Annotated in this window: 15 protein-coding genes; 13 read left to right on the top strand and 2 right to left on the bottom strand. The window is 73.8% G+C overall.

Going from position 1 to position 14,002, the window contains the following annotated elements:
* Positions 1-69 precede the first annotated feature (69 nt).
* The 13 genes from ACIF6L_RS21045 to hypE all read left to right on the top strand — a co-directional run bounded on the left by ACIF6L_RS21045 (position 70) and on the right by hypE (position 11,732).
* On the top strand, positions 70-1,854 hold the full coding sequence (locus ACIF6L_RS21045; RefSeq protein WP_329486183.1) for a nickel-dependent hydrogenase large subunit: 1,785 nt from the start codon (positions 70-72) through the stop codon (positions 1,852-1,854).
* Entirely contained in the window at positions 1,851-2,318 is a 468-nt protein-coding gene (locus tag ACIF6L_RS21040) for a thioredoxin (protein ID WP_352292395.1), read from the top strand. The genes ACIF6L_RS21045 and ACIF6L_RS21040 overlap by 4 nt, the downstream gene beginning before the upstream one ends.
* Complete coding sequence (locus ACIF6L_RS21035) at positions 2,315-2,965, top strand: DUF5947 family protein (protein WP_329486181.1); 651 nt, start codon at positions 2,315-2,317, stop codon at positions 2,963-2,965. The genes ACIF6L_RS21040 and ACIF6L_RS21035 overlap by 4 nt, the downstream gene beginning before the upstream one ends.
* The gene (locus tag ACIF6L_RS21030) at positions 2,962-3,606 is read left to right on the top strand and encodes a DUF6084 family protein (RefSeq protein WP_329486180.1); all 645 of its coding nucleotides are present in this window, start codon (positions 2,962-2,964) and stop codon (positions 3,604-3,606) included. Before ACIF6L_RS21035 ends, ACIF6L_RS21030 begins: the two co-directional genes overlap by 4 nt.
* Complete coding sequence (locus tag ACIF6L_RS21025; RefSeq protein WP_396486496.1) at positions 3,603-4,973, top strand: hypothetical protein; 1,371 nt, start codon at positions 3,603-3,605, stop codon at positions 4,971-4,973. The genes ACIF6L_RS21030 and ACIF6L_RS21025 overlap by 4 nt, the downstream gene beginning before the upstream one ends.
* Entirely contained in the window at positions 4,970-5,476 is a 507-nt protein-coding gene (locus tag ACIF6L_RS21020; protein ID WP_329486178.1) for a hydrogenase maturation protease, read from the top strand. Before ACIF6L_RS21025 ends, ACIF6L_RS21020 begins: the two co-directional genes overlap by 4 nt.
* Positions 5,470-5,574 carry a DUF6893 family small protein gene (locus ACIF6L_RS21015; protein ID WP_396486495.1) on the top strand — a complete coding sequence of 35 codons (105 nt, stop codon included), beginning with the start codon at positions 5,470-5,472 and terminating at the stop codon, positions 5,572-5,574. The genes ACIF6L_RS21020 and ACIF6L_RS21015 overlap by 7 nt, the downstream gene beginning before the upstream one ends.
* Before the next feature lie 119 nt (positions 5,575-5,693).
* Positions 5,694-6,074 carry a hydrogenase maturation nickel metallochaperone HypA gene (hypA, locus tag ACIF6L_RS21010; protein ID WP_329486177.1) on the top strand — a complete coding sequence of 127 codons (381 nt, stop codon included), beginning with the start codon at positions 5,694-5,696 and terminating at the stop codon, positions 6,072-6,074.
* 5 nt (positions 6,075-6,079) lie between these two features.
* Entirely contained in the window at positions 6,080-6,877 is a 798-nt protein-coding gene (hypB, locus tag ACIF6L_RS21005; protein WP_396486494.1) for a hydrogenase nickel incorporation protein HypB, read from the top strand.
* The gene (hypF, locus tag ACIF6L_RS21000; RefSeq protein WP_396486493.1) at positions 6,874-9,195 is read left to right on the top strand and encodes a carbamoyltransferase HypF; all 2,322 of its coding nucleotides are present in this window, start codon (positions 6,874-6,876) and stop codon (positions 9,193-9,195) included. The genes hypB and hypF overlap by 4 nt, the downstream gene beginning before the upstream one ends.
* A 14-nt stretch (positions 9,196-9,209) precedes the next feature.
* A complete protein-coding gene (locus ACIF6L_RS20995) occupies positions 9,210-9,497 on the top strand; it encodes a HypC/HybG/HupF family hydrogenase formation chaperone (protein WP_352292380.1) in 288 nt (95 codons plus the stop codon).
* Positions 9,494-10,618 carry a hydrogenase formation protein HypD gene (gene hypD / locus ACIF6L_RS20990; RefSeq protein ID WP_396486492.1) on the top strand — a complete coding sequence of 375 codons (1,125 nt, stop codon included), beginning with the start codon at positions 9,494-9,496 and terminating at the stop codon, positions 10,616-10,618. Before ACIF6L_RS20995 ends, hypD begins: the two co-directional genes overlap by 4 nt.
* Positions 10,619-10,658: 40 nt before the next feature.
* A complete protein-coding gene (hypE, locus tag ACIF6L_RS20985; RefSeq protein WP_396486743.1) occupies positions 10,659-11,732 on the top strand; it encodes a hydrogenase expression/formation protein HypE in 1,074 nt (357 codons plus the stop codon).
* A gap of 164 nt (positions 11,733-11,896) precedes the next feature.
* On the opposite strand, the gene ACIF6L_RS20980 is transcribed toward hypE, so the two are convergent.
* Together ACIF6L_RS20980 and ACIF6L_RS20975 are read right to left on the bottom strand one after the other, a co-directional pair.
* Positions 11,897-12,352 (bottom strand): hypothetical protein, encoded by a 456-nt coding sequence (locus tag ACIF6L_RS20980; RefSeq protein WP_380393653.1) that lies wholly within the window; start codon positions 12,350-12,352, stop codon positions 11,897-11,899.
* 243 nt (positions 12,353-12,595) lie between these two features.
* On the bottom strand, positions 12,596-13,945 hold the full coding sequence (locus ACIF6L_RS20975; RefSeq protein WP_396486491.1) for a M14 family metallopeptidase: 1,350 nt from the start codon (positions 13,943-13,945) through the stop codon (positions 12,596-12,598).
* Positions 13,946-14,002 lie beyond the last annotated feature (57 nt).

The following is a 14,002-nucleotide window of genomic DNA, read 5'->3' as shown; positions in this document are numbered from 1 at the left end:
CCGCACTCCCGTGCGGCGGCCCGCTCCGCCGCTGACCCTCCCCGCTTCCAGAAGGGCACGACAGACACGATGGCACCGACGACGAAGGCAGCCGGCGACGGCAGCGGCCTGGTGGAGATGTCCTGGGACCCGATCACCCGGATCGTGGGCAGCCTCGGCATCCACACGAAGATCGACTTCAAGCAGAAGAAGGTGGCGGAGTGCTACAGCACCTCGTCGGTCTTCCGCGGCTACAGCGTCTTCATGCGGGGCAAGGATCCGCGCGACGCGCACTTCATCACCAGCCGCATCTGCGGCATCTGCGGCGACAACCACGCCACCTGCTCCGTCTACGCGCAGAACATGGCGTACGGGGTGAAGCCGCCGCACCTCGGTGAGTGGATCATCAACCTCGGCGAGGCCGCCGAGTACATGTTCGACCACAACATCTTCCAGGAGAACCTGGTCGGGGTGGACTACTGCGAGAAGATGGTCCGCGAGACCAACCCCGGCGTCCTGGAGCTGGCCGAGCGCACCGCGGCCCCGCACGCCGGCGACCACGGGTACCGGACGATCGCCGACATCATGCGCTCGCTCAACCCGATCGAGGGCGAGTTCTACCGCGAGGCGCTGCAGGTCAGCCGCTACACCCGGGAGATGTTCTGCCTCATGGAGGGCCGCCACGTGCACCCCTCCACGCTCTACCCGGGCGGCGTCGGCACGGTGGCGACGGTCCAGCTCTTCACCGACTACCTGACCCGGCTGATGCGGTACGTGGAGTTCATGAAGAAGGTCGTGCCGCTCCATGACGACCTCTTCGACTTCTTCTACGAGGCGCTGCCCGGCTACGAGGAGGTCGGCCGGCGCCGCATCCTGCTCGGCTGCTGGGGGAGCCTCAACGACCCGGACCACTGCGACTTCACGTACCGGAACATGACCGACTGGGGCCGGAAGATGTTCGTCACCCCGGGCGTGGTCGTCGACGGCAAGCTGGTCACCAACGACCTGACCGAGATCAACCTCGGCATCCGCATCCTGCTCGGCAGCTCCTACTACGAGGACTGGGAGGGCAAGGAGCTCTTCGTCACCCACGACCCGCTGGGCAACCCGGTCGACCCCAGGCACCCCTGGAACCAGCACACCGTCCCCGCGCCGCAGAAGCGCGACTTCGACGACAAGTACAGCTGGGTGATGTCCCCCCGCTGGTTCGACGGCAAGGACCACCTCGCGCTCGACACCGGCGGCGGCCCGATCGCCCGCCTCTGGTCCACCGCGCTCTCCGGGCTGGTCGACATCGGCTACATCAAGGCCACCGGCCACAGCGTGCAGATCAACCTGCCGCGCTCGATGACCAAGCCGGAGACCACCTTCGAGTGGAAGATCCCGCGCTGGAGCAACGCCATCGAGCGCAACCGTGCCCGGACGTACTTCCAGGCCTACGCGGCCGCGGCGGCCCTGCACTTCGCGGAGAAGGCCCTCGCCGAGGTCCGGGCCGGGCGCAGCCAGACCTGGGAGCGCTTCGAGGTGCCGGACGAGTCGATCGGCTGCGGCTTCACCGAGGCCGTGCGCGGCGTGCTGTCGCACCACATGGTGATCCGCGACGGCAAGATCGCCAACTACCACCCGTACCCGCCGACGCCGTGGAACGCCAGCGTCCGCGACAGCTACGGCACGCCCGGCCCGTACGAGGACGCGGTGCAGAACACGCCGATCTTCGAGGAGAACTCGCCGGAGAACTTCAAGGGCATCGACATCATGCGGGCCGTGCGCAGCTTCGACCCCTGTCTGCCCTGCGGCGTCCACATGTACGTCGGCGGCGGCCGGACCGTGCAGAAGATGCACGTCCCCACGGGACTGAGCGGGCTCACCGCATGACGGCGGAGGAGACCGGGCTGCGGATCCAGGAGGCGCTGGACCAGCTGGCCGGCGGCGACGGGCAGGGGGCCGGCGAGCAGCTGGTCCGCGAGCTGATGGCCTTCTACGGGGACGGCCTCACCCGGCTCGTCCGGGCCCTGCCGCCGCAGACGCTGCGGCAGCTGCTGGACGACCAGGCGGTGGCCGGGCTGCTCGTCCTGCACGACCTGCACCCCGAGGACGTCACCGCCCGGATCGCCCGCGCGCTCGCCGCGCTGCCCGAGCCGGTCGAACTGCTCGGCTTCGACCCCGCGACCGGCACGCTGCGGCTGCGCCGGACCAGGAGCGGCTGCGGCTGCGGGGAGCAGGACGTCGAGGCCGTGCTGGCCTGTCACGCTCCCGAGGTGACGGCCGTGGAGCTCGAACGCGCGCCGCAGCTGCTGCAGATCGGCACCCGGCCGCCGGCCTCGGCGGAGGTGCGGTGAGCGCCCGTCAGCTCTCCCGCCCCGGCGCCGCCCTGCTGCGCCGGCTGCGCGAGCCCGCACCCCCGCAGCCGGAGCGCTGCACCTTCTGCGGCCAGCAGCTCCCGCGGGAGCACCGGCATCTGGTGGACACCGAGGAGCAGTCCCTCACCTGTGTCTGCACGGCCTGCGGGCTGCTGTTCCAGCAGCCCGGCGCGGCCGGCGGCCGCTACCGCGGCGTGCCCGACCGCTACCTCGCCGAGCCGGACCACCGGTTCGGCGAGGAGCAGTGGGCGGCGCTCGGCATCCCGGTCGAGACGGCGTTCCTGTTCCGCAACGCCCGGCAGGACCGGCTGGTGCTGCTCTACCCCGGCCCGGGCGGTGCGACCGAGAGCGAACCGGACGAGGCCGACTGGCGGGCCGCGCTCGGCGCGAGCCGGCTCGCCGCCGAACTGGAGCCCGACGTCGAGGCGTTGCTGCTGCGGCACCCGGCGGCCAGCCCGGTCCAGTGCTTCCTGGTGCCGATCGACGTCTGCTACGAGCTGGTCGGCCGGCTGCGGCGGTGCTGGAAGGGCTTCGACGGCGGGGCCGAGGCCCGGGCCGAACTCGACGCCTTCTTCGCCCGGGTGGCCGCCCGGGCCCGCGCGCTCCAACCGGAGGGGGCTTCGTGACCGCGCTGTCCTTCGCCTGCACCGGCGTGCGGCCCGACCCCCACGCGGCCGGACCGACGCTGGTCCTGCGGCTGCGGATCACCGCCCCCGAAGGGACCAGGGTGCACGCCCTGGCGCTCCGCTGCCAGCTGCGGATCGAGCCCGCGCGGCGCTCCTACGGCGAGGCCGAGGGCGAGCGGCTGGCCGACCTGTTCGGCGAGCGCTCCCGCTGGGGCGGCACGCTGCACCCGGTGCAGTTCGCCCAGGTGCCGCTGATGGTGCCCGGCTTCACCGGGGAGACCGAGGTGGACCTGCCCGTCCCGTGCACCTACGACATGGACGTGGCCTCCGCCCGCTACCTCGCGGCGCTGGACGGCGGCGACGTCCCGCTGCTGCTGCTCTTCTCCGGCACCGCGTTCACCGGCCCGGGCGGCTTCCAGGTGGCCCCGGTGCCCTGGGACCGGGAGGCGACGGTGCGGATGCCCGTGCGGGTGTGGCGGGAGATGATCGAGCAGCACTTCCCGGGCTGCGGGTGGCTGCGGCTGCCGGCCGAACTGATGGCGGAACTGCTCGCCTACCGTTCCCGGCGGGCCCTGCCGTCCTGGGACGCGACCGTGCGCGAGCTGCTCGACGCTGTCCGGACCGAGGAGGTCGCCCGGTGAACGCGAACGCCTTCACGGCCGAGACCGAGAGCCGGTTCGCGCAGGCCCGGCAGATCGCCGACGCCGTCCTCTTCGAGGGCTACGTGCTCTACCCCTACCGGGCCTCGGCGGCCAAGAACCGGCTGCGCTGGCAGTTCGGCGTCCTCGTCCCGCCCGGCTACGGCGAGGACAGCGGTGAGCACTCCCACCAGCGCACCGAGTGCCTGATCGAGCCGCGCCCCGGCGACCGGCTGGCGGTGGAGCTGCGGTTCCTCCGCGCGCAGCGGCGGACCGTCCAGCGCGCCACCCCGGGCGGCGGCTTCGAGCCGGTCGACGAGCTGGAGCTGGCCGACCGGGTGCTCGTCCCGTGGGACGAGGGCGTCGAGGAGCGCGTGGAACTCGTCCTCCCCGTCGACGAGCTGGCCGGCGACGGGATCGTCCGGCCGTTCCGGCTGCCGGCCTCCGAGGAGATGGAACTGCTCCGCGAGGACGGCGTGACGGTCGGCCGGCTGCTGCGTCGGCGCGAACAGGCCGACGGCCTCCTGCGGCTGACCGCCCGGGACGTCCCCGGACCGTACGAGGTGCGCAGGCTCGCGGTCGTGGTGGAGAACACCGCGCCGTGGCAGCCGGGGCCGGGCGACCGGCGGGAGGCGGCGCTGCCCCGCGCGCTGGTCTCGGCACACCTGCTGCTCGCCCTCGACCGGGGCACCTTCCTGTCGGTGACCGACCCGCCCGAATGGGCGAAGGCGGCCGTGGCCGAGTGCCGCAACGAGCACACCTGGCCCGTGCTGGCCGGCCCGCCCGGGCGCGACCAGGTGCTGCTCTCCTCGCCGATCATCCTGGAGGACCATCCGCTGGTCGCCCCGGAGAGCCTCGGCGCGCTCTACGACGCGACCGAGATCGACGAGATCCTCGCCCTGCGGACGGCGGCGCTGACCGAGCGCGAGAAGCGCGAGGCCCGGGGCACGGACGAGCGGGCGGGCGCCGTGATCGACCTCGCCGAGTCGATGCCCCCGGAGGTCCTGGAGCGGCTGCACGGCGCCGTCCGGGGCCTGCGCGAGATCACCGGGTCCACCGCCGAGCAACCCTGGTGGGACCCTGGCAACGACCCGGAGGTGGACCCGGACCGGGACCGGGTGGTGGTCGACGGCCGCGAGGTCGGGGCCGGCAGCCGCGTCCTGCTCCGGCCCGGCCGGCGGCGCACCGACGCCCAGGACCTCTTCCTGCACGGGCGGACCGCCGTGGTCGAGGCCGTGCTGCACGACGTCGACGGCTCGGTGCACCTCGCCGTCACGGTCGAGGACGACCCGGGCGCGGACCTGTGGCGCGCCCAGGGCCGGTTCCGGTACTTCCAGCCCGACGAGGTCACCCCGCTGGAGGACTCGTGAGCACGGGCCGGGTGCTGGTGGCCGGGGTGGGCAACATCTTCCTCGGTGACGACGGGTTCGGGGTGGAGACGGTCCGGCGGCTGGCCGGGCACCCGCTGCCGGCCGACGTCGAGCTGGTGGACATCGGGGTGCGCGGAGTGCACCTGGCCTACCAGCTGCTGGACGGCTACCGGACGCTCGTGCTGGTCGACGCCACCGCGCGCGGAGGCGAGCCGGGCACGGTGTACCTGATCGAGGCGGACGCCGGCCCGGTGGAGGCGCCCGTCATGGACGGGCACCGGATGGGGCCGGACGCCGTGCTCGCGCTGCTCGCCACGCTGGCCGCCGGGACGGGCGGATCCGCGCCCGAACGGGTGCTCGTGGTGGGGTGCGAGCCGGAGTCGCTGGAGGAGGGCATCGGGCTCAGTGCCCCGGTGGCCGCAGCCGTCGAGGAGGCGGTCGAAGTGGTCCTGCGGATCGTCGGATCGGACGCGCAGGCGCAGAGAGAGGCGTCACCATGCTGAAGAACCTGCTGTGCGCGGCCGTCGCGGCCGCGGTCGTGACCCTGGTCTGGCAGAGCCTGCCCGACCTGAAGCGCTACCTGCGGATCCTGCGGATGTGAGGCCGGATTGCGGCGAACGGTGTACTCCGGGCGCGGTGGCGGCGCGGCTGCGGCCGAGGCCGCCACCGCGCCCTTGTAATGAAGCCTGTCGCCTCCGGCGAGGGGAGGGAGTGGGCCCGATGCACGAGATGTCGATCGCGACGGCCGTCGTCGAGCAGGTGGACGCGGCAGCCCGGGACCACGGGGCGGTCGCGGTGGAGAAGGTGCGCCTCCAGGTCGGCGAACTCGCCGGGGTGGTGCCCTCCGCGCTGGACTTCTGCTTCGAACTGGCCTGCGCCGGAACGCTGGTGGAGGGCGCGAAGCTGGAGACCGAGGCCGTCGCGGCGCGTGCCAGGTGCACCCCGTGCGGCGTCGAGTGGGCCGTGGGCATGCCGCCCGACCTCGGGTGTCCGCGCTGTGGCGGCGCCCGGGTCGAGCTGCTCGCGGGCCGGGAGTTGCAGATCCTCGGCGTCCAGTGGGCCGAGCGCCCGGTGGGCGCGTCGGCCGACCAGGAAGGCTGAAACCGATGTGTCGCACGGTGGAACTCCGGCAGGCGGTCCTCGCCCGCAACGACGACGGCGCCCGCGAGCTGCGCGCCGAACTCGCCGCGCGCGGCACCGTTGTGGTGAACCTGCTGTCCAGCCCCGGCAGCGGGAAGACAGCGCTGCTGGAGGCCGAACTCGGGCTGGCCCGGGCCCGCGGCGTGCCGGTGGCCGCGCTCACCGCGGACCTCGCCACCGAGAACGACGCCCGGCGGCTGGCCCGTTCGGGCGCGCCGGTGAAGCAGGTGCTCACCGACGGGCTGTGCCACCTGGAGACGGCGATGCTCCGCGAGCACCTGGCGGGCTGGCTGCCGCCGGACACCCGGCTGCTCTTCGTCGAGAACGTCGGCAACCTGGTCTGCCCGGCCTCCTACGACCTCGGCGAATCCCTGCGGGTGGTGCTCGCCTCCGTCACGGAGGGGGAGGACAAGCCGCTCAAGTACCCGACGGCCTTCGGGCTGGCGAACCTGGTGCTGGTGACCAAGGCCGACCTCGCGGTGGCGGCGGAGTTCGACGAGGCCGCGTTCCTGGCGAGCGTCGCGCGGGTCAACCCGGGGGTGGAGGTGCTGTTCACCTCCGTCCGGACCGGGCAGGGGGCAGGGGTGCTGCTGGACCGGGCGCTCGCGGTGCTGGACGGCGCCGAGGCCCACCGGCCGGTGATGGCCGGCGCCCCGGGGCACGGGCACTCCCCCGGACACGCGCACGGGCCGGGTGAGGGGCACCGCCACGGGGACGACGGCGCGCACGCGCATCCGCACGCCCCGGTGGCGGAACGGTCGTGACGGCCGGTCGGCCGGCGGCCGGGCCGCAGCGGCGCCGGGTCGCCGTCCGCGGCCTCGTCCAGGGCGTCGGGTTCCGGCCGTTCGTCTTCACGCTCGCCGCCGAGCTCGGCCTGGCCGGCACCGTCACCAACACCGGGGACGGCGTGCTGGCCGAGGTCGAGGGGCCGCCGGAGTCGGTGGACGCCTTCTGCCGCCGGGTCGCCACCGACGCGCCGCCGCTGGCGCGGGTCGCCTCGGTCGAGCACGAGGCGCTGGCCCTCACCGGCGCGGCCGGGTTCGCCATCACCCCCTCCAGGACCGACGGCACCCGCCGCACACTGATCCCGCCCGACACCGCGACCTGCGCGGACTGCCTCGCCGAACTCGCCGACCCCGGCGACCGCCGCTACCGGCACCCGTTCATCAGCTGCACCAACTGCGGCCCCCGGCACACCATCGTGACCGGTCTGCCGTACGACCGGGCCAACACCACGATGGCCGGCTTCCCGCTCTGCCCGGACTGCGAGCGGGAGTACACCGATCCGGCCGACCGGCGCTTCCACGCCCAGCCGCTCTGTTGCCACGCGTGCGGACCGAGGCTCGCCCTGGTCGTGCCCGGGCTGCCGTCGCTCGACGGCGAGGCGGCGCTCACCGAGGCCCGGCGGCTGCTCGCCGACGGCGCGATCCTGGCCGTCAAGGGCATCGGCGGCTACCACCTGGCCTGCGACGCGCTGAACGAGCGGAGCGTGGCCCGGCTGCGCCGGCGCAAGCGGCGCGGCGCCAAGCCCTTCGCCCTGATGGCGCGCGACCTCGCCGAGATCGCGCCGCTGCTCCGCCCCGACCCGGTCGAGGAGGAACTGCTCACCGGCGCCGTCCGGCCGATCGTCCTGCTACGACGCCGGGGGCCGCTGCCGGCGGCGCTGGAGGCGGTGGCGCCGGGCAGCCCCGACCTCGGGGTGATGTTCCCCTACACCCCCCTGCACCAGCTGCTGATCGCCCCGCCCGGCCCCGGGCTGCTCGTGATGACCAGCGCCAACCTCTCCGGCGAACCGGTCGTGACGGAGGACCGGGACGCGTTCGCCCGGCTAGCACCGCTGGTCGACGCCTGGCTGACGCACGACCGGCCGATCCACGTCCCGTGCGAGGACTCGGTGGTGCGGGTGGTGGACGGCGAGCAGCTGCCGATCCGGCGCTCGCGCGGCCACGCACCGCTGCCGCTGCCGCTCCCGGCCCCCGTCCGGCCCGTGCTGGCCGTCGGCGGCGACCTCAAGAACACCTTCGCGCTGGCCCAGGACGGCTACGCCTGGCTGTCCGGCCACATCGGGGACATGGACGACCTCGCCACCCTGGAGGCCTTCGACCGGGCGGTGGCCCATCTCGGCGCGGTCACCGGCGTCCGGCCCGAGCTGCTGGCGGTGGACCGCCACCCCGGCTACCGGTCCGTGCGGCACGCCCGGAGCACCGCCGGCGGGCGGGAGGTGCGGACGGTGCAGCACCACCACGCGCACGTCGCCTCGGTGATGGCCGAACACGGCCTCGACGGCGGCCGGCCCGTTCTGGGGGTCGCCTTCGACGGCACCGGCTTCGGTGACGACGGTGCGGTGTGGGGCGGCGAGGTCCTGCTGGCCGACTACGACGGCTACCGCCGCCTCGCCCACCTCGCCTACGTCCCGCTGCCGGGCGGCGACGCGGCGGTGGCGCGGCCCTACCGGACGGCGCTTGCCCAGCTGTTCGCGGCCGGGCTCCCGTGGGCGCCCGAGCTGCCACCCGTCCTGGCCTGCCCGGAGAACGAACGGCTGGTACTGAAGCGGCAGTTGGAGCGCTCGCTGAACTGTGCGCCGACCTCCAGCATGGGGCGGCTGTTCGACGCGGTGTCCGCCCTCGCCGGGATCTGCCAGCGGGTCGAGTACGAGGCGCAGGCGGCGATCGAGCTGGAGGGCGCGGCGCTGGCGCACGGCCCGGCCGAGGGGGCCTACGCCTTCGGGCTGCGGCCGGTGGACGGGACGCTGGTCGCCGACCCGGCGCCGGTGCTGGCCGCGGTGGTGGCCGACCTGGCCGCCGGCGCCCCGGCCGGCCTGATCGCGGCGCGCTTCCACGACGCGGTCGCGGGGCTGGTCCGCCGGGTCTGCGCGGTGGCCCGGGAGGAGCACGGGACCGGGACGGTCGCGCTGACCGGCGGGGTCTTCGCCAACGCGCTGCTGTCCTCGGCCTGCGCGGAGGGCCTGCGGGCGGACGGATTCACCGTGTTGCGGCACCGCCGGGTGCCGCCCAACGACGGAGGGCTGGCGCTCGGGCAGCTGATGGTGGCCGCCCGGGCCGCCGGCCCGGCCGCCATCTGAGAGGAGAGACCCGGATGTGTCTGGCGGTGCCCGGAAGAGTGGTGGAGATCGCGGAACGCGACGGAGCCAGGATGGCGGTCGTCGACTTCGGCGGAGTCGTCAAGGACGTGTGCCTGGAGTACCTGCCGGACCTGCGGGTGGGTGAGTACGCCATCGTGCACGTCGGGTTCGCGCTGCAGCGCCTGGACGAGGAGTCGGCCCGCCGGACGCTGGAGCTCTTCGCCGAGATCGGCCTGCTGCAGGAGGAGTTCGGCGATCCGTGGGAAGCGGCGGCCGCGGCCGTACGGGAGGAGCAGCAGTGAAGTACCTGGAGGACTTCCAGAACCCGGAGCTGGCGGCCGGCCTGCTCGCGGACATCAGGGCGACGGTCACCAGGCCGTGGGCGCTGATGGAGGTGTGCGGCGGGCAGACGCACACCATCATCCGGCAGGGGATCGACCAACTCCTGCCGGAAGCGGTCGAGTTGATCCACGGGCCGGGTTGCCCGGTCTGTGTCACCCCGCTGGAGGTGATCGACCGGGCGCTGGCGATCGCGGCCCGGCCCGAGGTGATCTTCTGCTCGTTCGGCGACATGCTCCGGGTGCCGGGCAGCGACCGCGACCTCTTCCGGGTCCGGAGCGAGGGCGGTGACGTCCGGGTGGTCTACTCGCCGCTCGACGCGCTGAAGGTCGCCCGGGAGAACCCGCACCGCGAGGTCGTCTTCTTCGGCATCGGCTTCGAGACCACCGCTCCGCCCAACGCGATGGCCGTCCACCAGGCCCGGAAGCAGGGGCTGCGCAACTTCAGCATGCTCGTCTCGCACGTCCGGGTGCCCCCGGCCATCGAGGCCATCATGACCTCGCCGGACTGCCGGGTGCAGGGCTTCCTGGCCGCCGGGCACGTCTGCAGCGTGATGGGCACCGGTGAGTACCCCGAACTGGCCGAGCGCCACCGGGTGCCGATCGTGGTCACCGGCTTCGAGCCGCTCGACATCCTGGAGGGGATCCGGCGCACCGTGCGGCAGTTGGAGCGCGGCGAGCACACCGTGGAGAACGCCTACGCGCGGGCTGTCCGCCCGGAGGGCAACCCGGCGGCCCGGGCCATGCTGGAGGACGTCTTCGAGGTGGCCGACCGGGCCTGGCGCGGGATCGGGGTGATCCCGCGGAGCGGCTGGCGGCTCTCCCCGCGCTACCGCGACCACGACGCCGAGTACCGCTTCGACGTCACCGGCATCACCACCCGCGAGCCGGCGCAGTGCCGCAGCGGGGAGGTCCTCCAGGGGCTGCTGAAGCCCGACCAGTGCGAGGCCTTCGGCACCACCTGCACTCCGCGCACCCCGCTCGGCGCCACCATGGTGTCCAGCGAGGGGGCCTGCGCCGCGTACTACCTCTACCGCCGGCTGAGCACGCCGGCCGTTCCCCGGGAGGCGAGCCCCGTTGGCTGAGGCCGAGGTCCTGACCGGGTCGGGCGCCGTGCCGGTGGCCGTGCCCTCCGAGACGCCGTCCGAGGCGCCGGACTTCTCCGGGTGGAGCTGCCCGCTGCCCCTGCGCGACCACCCCCGGGTGGTGATGGGGCACGGCGGCGGCGGCGCGATGTCGGCCGAGCTGGTGGAGAACATCTTCGCCCCGGCCTTCGGCGGCGCCGCGCTCGCCGCCCTCGGGGACTCCGCCGTGCTGGAACTCGGCGGAGCGAGGCTCGCCTTCTCCACCGACTCCTACGTCGTGCGGCCGCTGTTCTTCCCCGGCGGCAGCATCGGGGACCTCGCCGTCAACGGGACGGTCAACGACCTCGCGATGAGCGGAGCCCGGGCGGCCTACCTGTCCTGCGGGTTCATCCTGGAGGAGGGCGTGGAGATGGCCGTGGTGGACCGGGTCGCCCGGGCGCTCGGGGCTGCCGCGCGACTGGCCGGGGTGGAGGTCGCCACCGGTGACACCAAGGTCGTCGAGGCCGGTCACGGCGACGGCGTCTACCTCAACACCGCCGGCATCGGCCTCGTCCCGGCCGGGGTGGACATCAGGCCGCAGCGGGCCGTCCCCGGGGACGTGGTGATCGTCAGCGGGGAGATCGGGCTGCACGGGGTCGCGATCATGAGCGTGCGCGAGGGTCTGGAGTTCGGCGTGGAGATCGAGAGCGACTGCGCCGCGCTCGGCGGCCTGGTGGACGCGATGCTGGCGGTCACCCCGGACCTGCACGTGCTGCGCGACCCCACCCGGGGCGGCCTGGCCGCGGCGCTCAACGAGATCGCGGCGGCGGCCGGGGTGGGCGTCAGGATCGGCGAACGTGCCGTGCCGGTGCCGCCGCAGGTCGCCAACGCCTGTGCGGTGCTGGGCCTCGACCCGATGTACGTCGCCAACGAGGGCAAGCTGGTGGCCTTCGTGCCGCGCGAGCAGGCGGACGCGGTGCTCGCCGCGATGCGGGCGCACCCGCTGGGCGCGGGAGCGACCGTGATCGGCGAGTGCGTGGCGGAGCACCCCGGCATGGTCGTCGCCCGCACGGCGCTCGGCGGCACCCGGGTGGTCGACCTGCCGATGGGCGAGCAACTGCCGCGCATCTGTTAGGTCCTGAGGGCTGGCCTGGCTCGCTCCGGCCAGGCTCGGCGGGCCCGGCCGGGTGTGCGCCCGGCCGGGCCCGGTCATGTCCGCCGGGCGCACCGGCGAAGGGCCGGACCGGTGGGGGCCCACCCGCCGGTGGGCCCCCACCGATCCGTCCGGCTGCCGCACCGTCAGCAGGTGACCGGGACCTCGGTGGTGACGGGCCTGGCGGGCCAGCCGGCGGACGAGACCGCGAACGAGGCGCGCACGGTCGAGCCGCACGGCACCGTGCCGCGTACGCCCTCGACCAGCACCGACCGGCTCTGGAAGGTCAGTGTCTGCCGCGTCGTCCCGAGGGTGATCCCGCCGGCGACGCTGCCGGTCAGGACCACCTCGACCTCCGTCGGCCGGGGGAGCGGGCTGCCGGGGCTCGGCGGGCCGGCCAGGCCGATGTGGCCGGAGAACTCGATGCTGTCGCCGCTCACGGTGGCGCACACCTTGGTCGCCAGACCGGCCTGCAGACCGTAGTTGTCGCAGATCACCGTGGGGGCGTCGGCGACGGCTGCCGCACCGGCCGGAGCCGCGACGACCGGAACCGTACCCAGGGCGACCGCTGCGGCGGCCGTCGTCAGGATCTTGCGAGTCATGGGAAGCCTTCTCCTGTGTGAAGGGGGCTCCTGGGCGGTCCAGGAGCTCGTTGCAATGTGATATTGCACTATGCTCCTTGAGCTGAGGCGTCGTCAAATTGAACGGGAGACGACGAGTTGGCATGGAGGATGTTCGTCCGAAACGCGCACCGTCCGCGCGGGGGTCCCGGAGCCGCTCCCGCCGACGCCGGGACGCCGCACCGGCCGGGTCCGTGAGGCCCCGGCCGGTGCGGCGTCCGCGGTTCAGGAGGCGATGCCGCAGTACTGCTGCTGCTTGCCGATCGCGCGGTACATGCAGTCGGCGGTCTCCACCAGGCGCAGCACCGCCTCGCGGTTGCGGCTGGTCTCGCGCCCGATCACCTCGTCGGGCGGGTAGAAGCCGCTGCTGCCGTTCGGACCGGGGTACATCTCGAAGGTGTAGGCGAAGACCCGCTGGGTGCCCCACAGCCAGTCGTCGATCGAGCCGTCGGTGATGTACAGGTCGCTCGACTGCTCGGGGGTGTAGCCGTTGGTGCCGGCCATGGCCCGGCCGAAGGTCGCGAAGGTGTTGTACTCGTCGGCCGTCATCCCGGTGGCGGTGTCGGCCGTGGTCCAGCCGAACGGCCAGAGCACCAGCTGGCTGTAGGTGTGGAAGTCGATGGCGGCGGTGATCTGCTGCTTGCCGCCGACCACGCGGGTGCGGACGAAGTCGGCGACCACCTTGGTCTCCTTGGCGGACTCCGGGGTGGCGCCCCGGTAGGTCTCGTTGGAGGTGGAGCCGGAGGAGCCGCCGCAGCAGCCCCACTTGTAGTCCCAGTTGCGGTTCAGGTCGGTGCCCACGCTGCTGCTGCCCGCGTTGGGCTGGCGGTCCTTGCGCCAGCTGCGGTAGCGGCCGGTGGCGATGTCGTACTCGCCGCCGTCCGGGTTGAGGTCGGGGATCACCCAGATCTCCCGGCTGTTGACGGCGTTGGCGATCCGGCTGTCGGTGGCGTACTTGTCGCCGAACTCGTGGAGCAGGTACAGCGCCATCTCGACGGTGAGGTGCTCGCGGGCGTGCTGGTGGGCGGTGAACAGCACTTCGGGTTCGTTCTCGTCGGTGCCGACGTTGTCGCTGATCTTGACGGCGACGATCGGCCGGCCCTCGTACGAGGTGCCGATGACCCGCTTGCTCATGATGTCGGGGTGCGCCGCCACGACGGCGTCGATGTCGGCGGTGGCCTCCGCGTAGTTGTGGTAACCGGAGTCGGCGGACGGGAAGTCGTACACCGCGGCGCCGACGCCCGGTGTGCCGGCCCCGTCGCCGTACACCGGCTCCGGCAGCGGGCTGGGGGACCAGCCGAGCGCCCGCAGCCGGTCGGCCTCGGCGGCGGTCGCGGTGACCACCACGGAATCGGAGCGCACGGCGTCGACGGACGCGCCGGTGGCGGCGACGGCGGTGCGTTCGGCGACGGTGCGGGGGCCGTCGAGGACGTACTGCCGGGCGGAGTCGGGGGCCGCGGCCGGGCCGGCGGTGACCGGCTGGGCGGCGACCTGGGTGGTGAGCGGGGAGGCGAGCGCGAGAGCCAGCACGGCGGCGGCGACCGCGGCGGGCTTCCCTCGGCGGGGCAGTCGCATGACTGTCCTCCTGTGGGGGGTCCGTAGGGACGGAACGGGGAGGAGGTGCGGCGCGCG

The organism is Kitasatospora sp. NPDC086009, from assembly GCF_044540385.1.
Classification (GTDB): Bacteria; Actinomycetota; Actinomycetes; order Streptomycetales; family Streptomycetaceae; genus Kitasatospora.
Note: the sequence above shows the minus strand (reverse complement) of the source record. Positions and strands in the feature narration are given on the sequence as shown.

Bases quoted from the DNA above. Each gene is read 5' to 3' on its own strand.
- ACIF6L_RS21045 (WP_329486183.1), top strand. From the start codon at position 70: ATGGCACCGACGACGAAGGCAGCCGGCGACGGCAGCGGCCTGGTGGAG.
- ACIF6L_RS21040 (WP_352292395.1), top strand. From the start codon at position 1,851: ATGACGGCGGAGGAGACCGGGCTGCGGATCCAGGAGGCGCTGGACCAG.
- ACIF6L_RS21015 (WP_396486495.1), top strand. From the start codon at position 5,470: ATGCTGAAGAACCTGCTGTGCGCGGCCGTCGCGGCCGCGGTCGTGACC.
- hypA (WP_329486177.1), top strand. From the start codon at position 5,694: ATGCACGAGATGTCGATCGCGACGGCCGTCGTCGAGCAGGTGGACGCG.
- hypB (WP_396486494.1), top strand. From the start codon at position 6,080: ATGTGTCGCACGGTGGAACTCCGGCAGGCGGTCCTCGCCCGCAACGAC.
- ACIF6L_RS20995 (WP_352292380.1), top strand. From the start codon at position 9,210: ATGTGTCTGGCGGTGCCCGGAAGAGTGGTGGAGATCGCGGAACGCGAC.
- ACIF6L_RS20980 (WP_380393653.1), bottom strand. From the start codon at position 12,352: ATGACTCGCAAGATCCTGACGACGGCCGCCGCAGCGGTCGCCCTGGGT.
- ACIF6L_RS20975 (WP_396486491.1), bottom strand. From the start codon at position 13,945: ATGCGACTGCCCCGCCGAGGGAAGCCCGCCGCGGTCGCCGCCGCCGTG.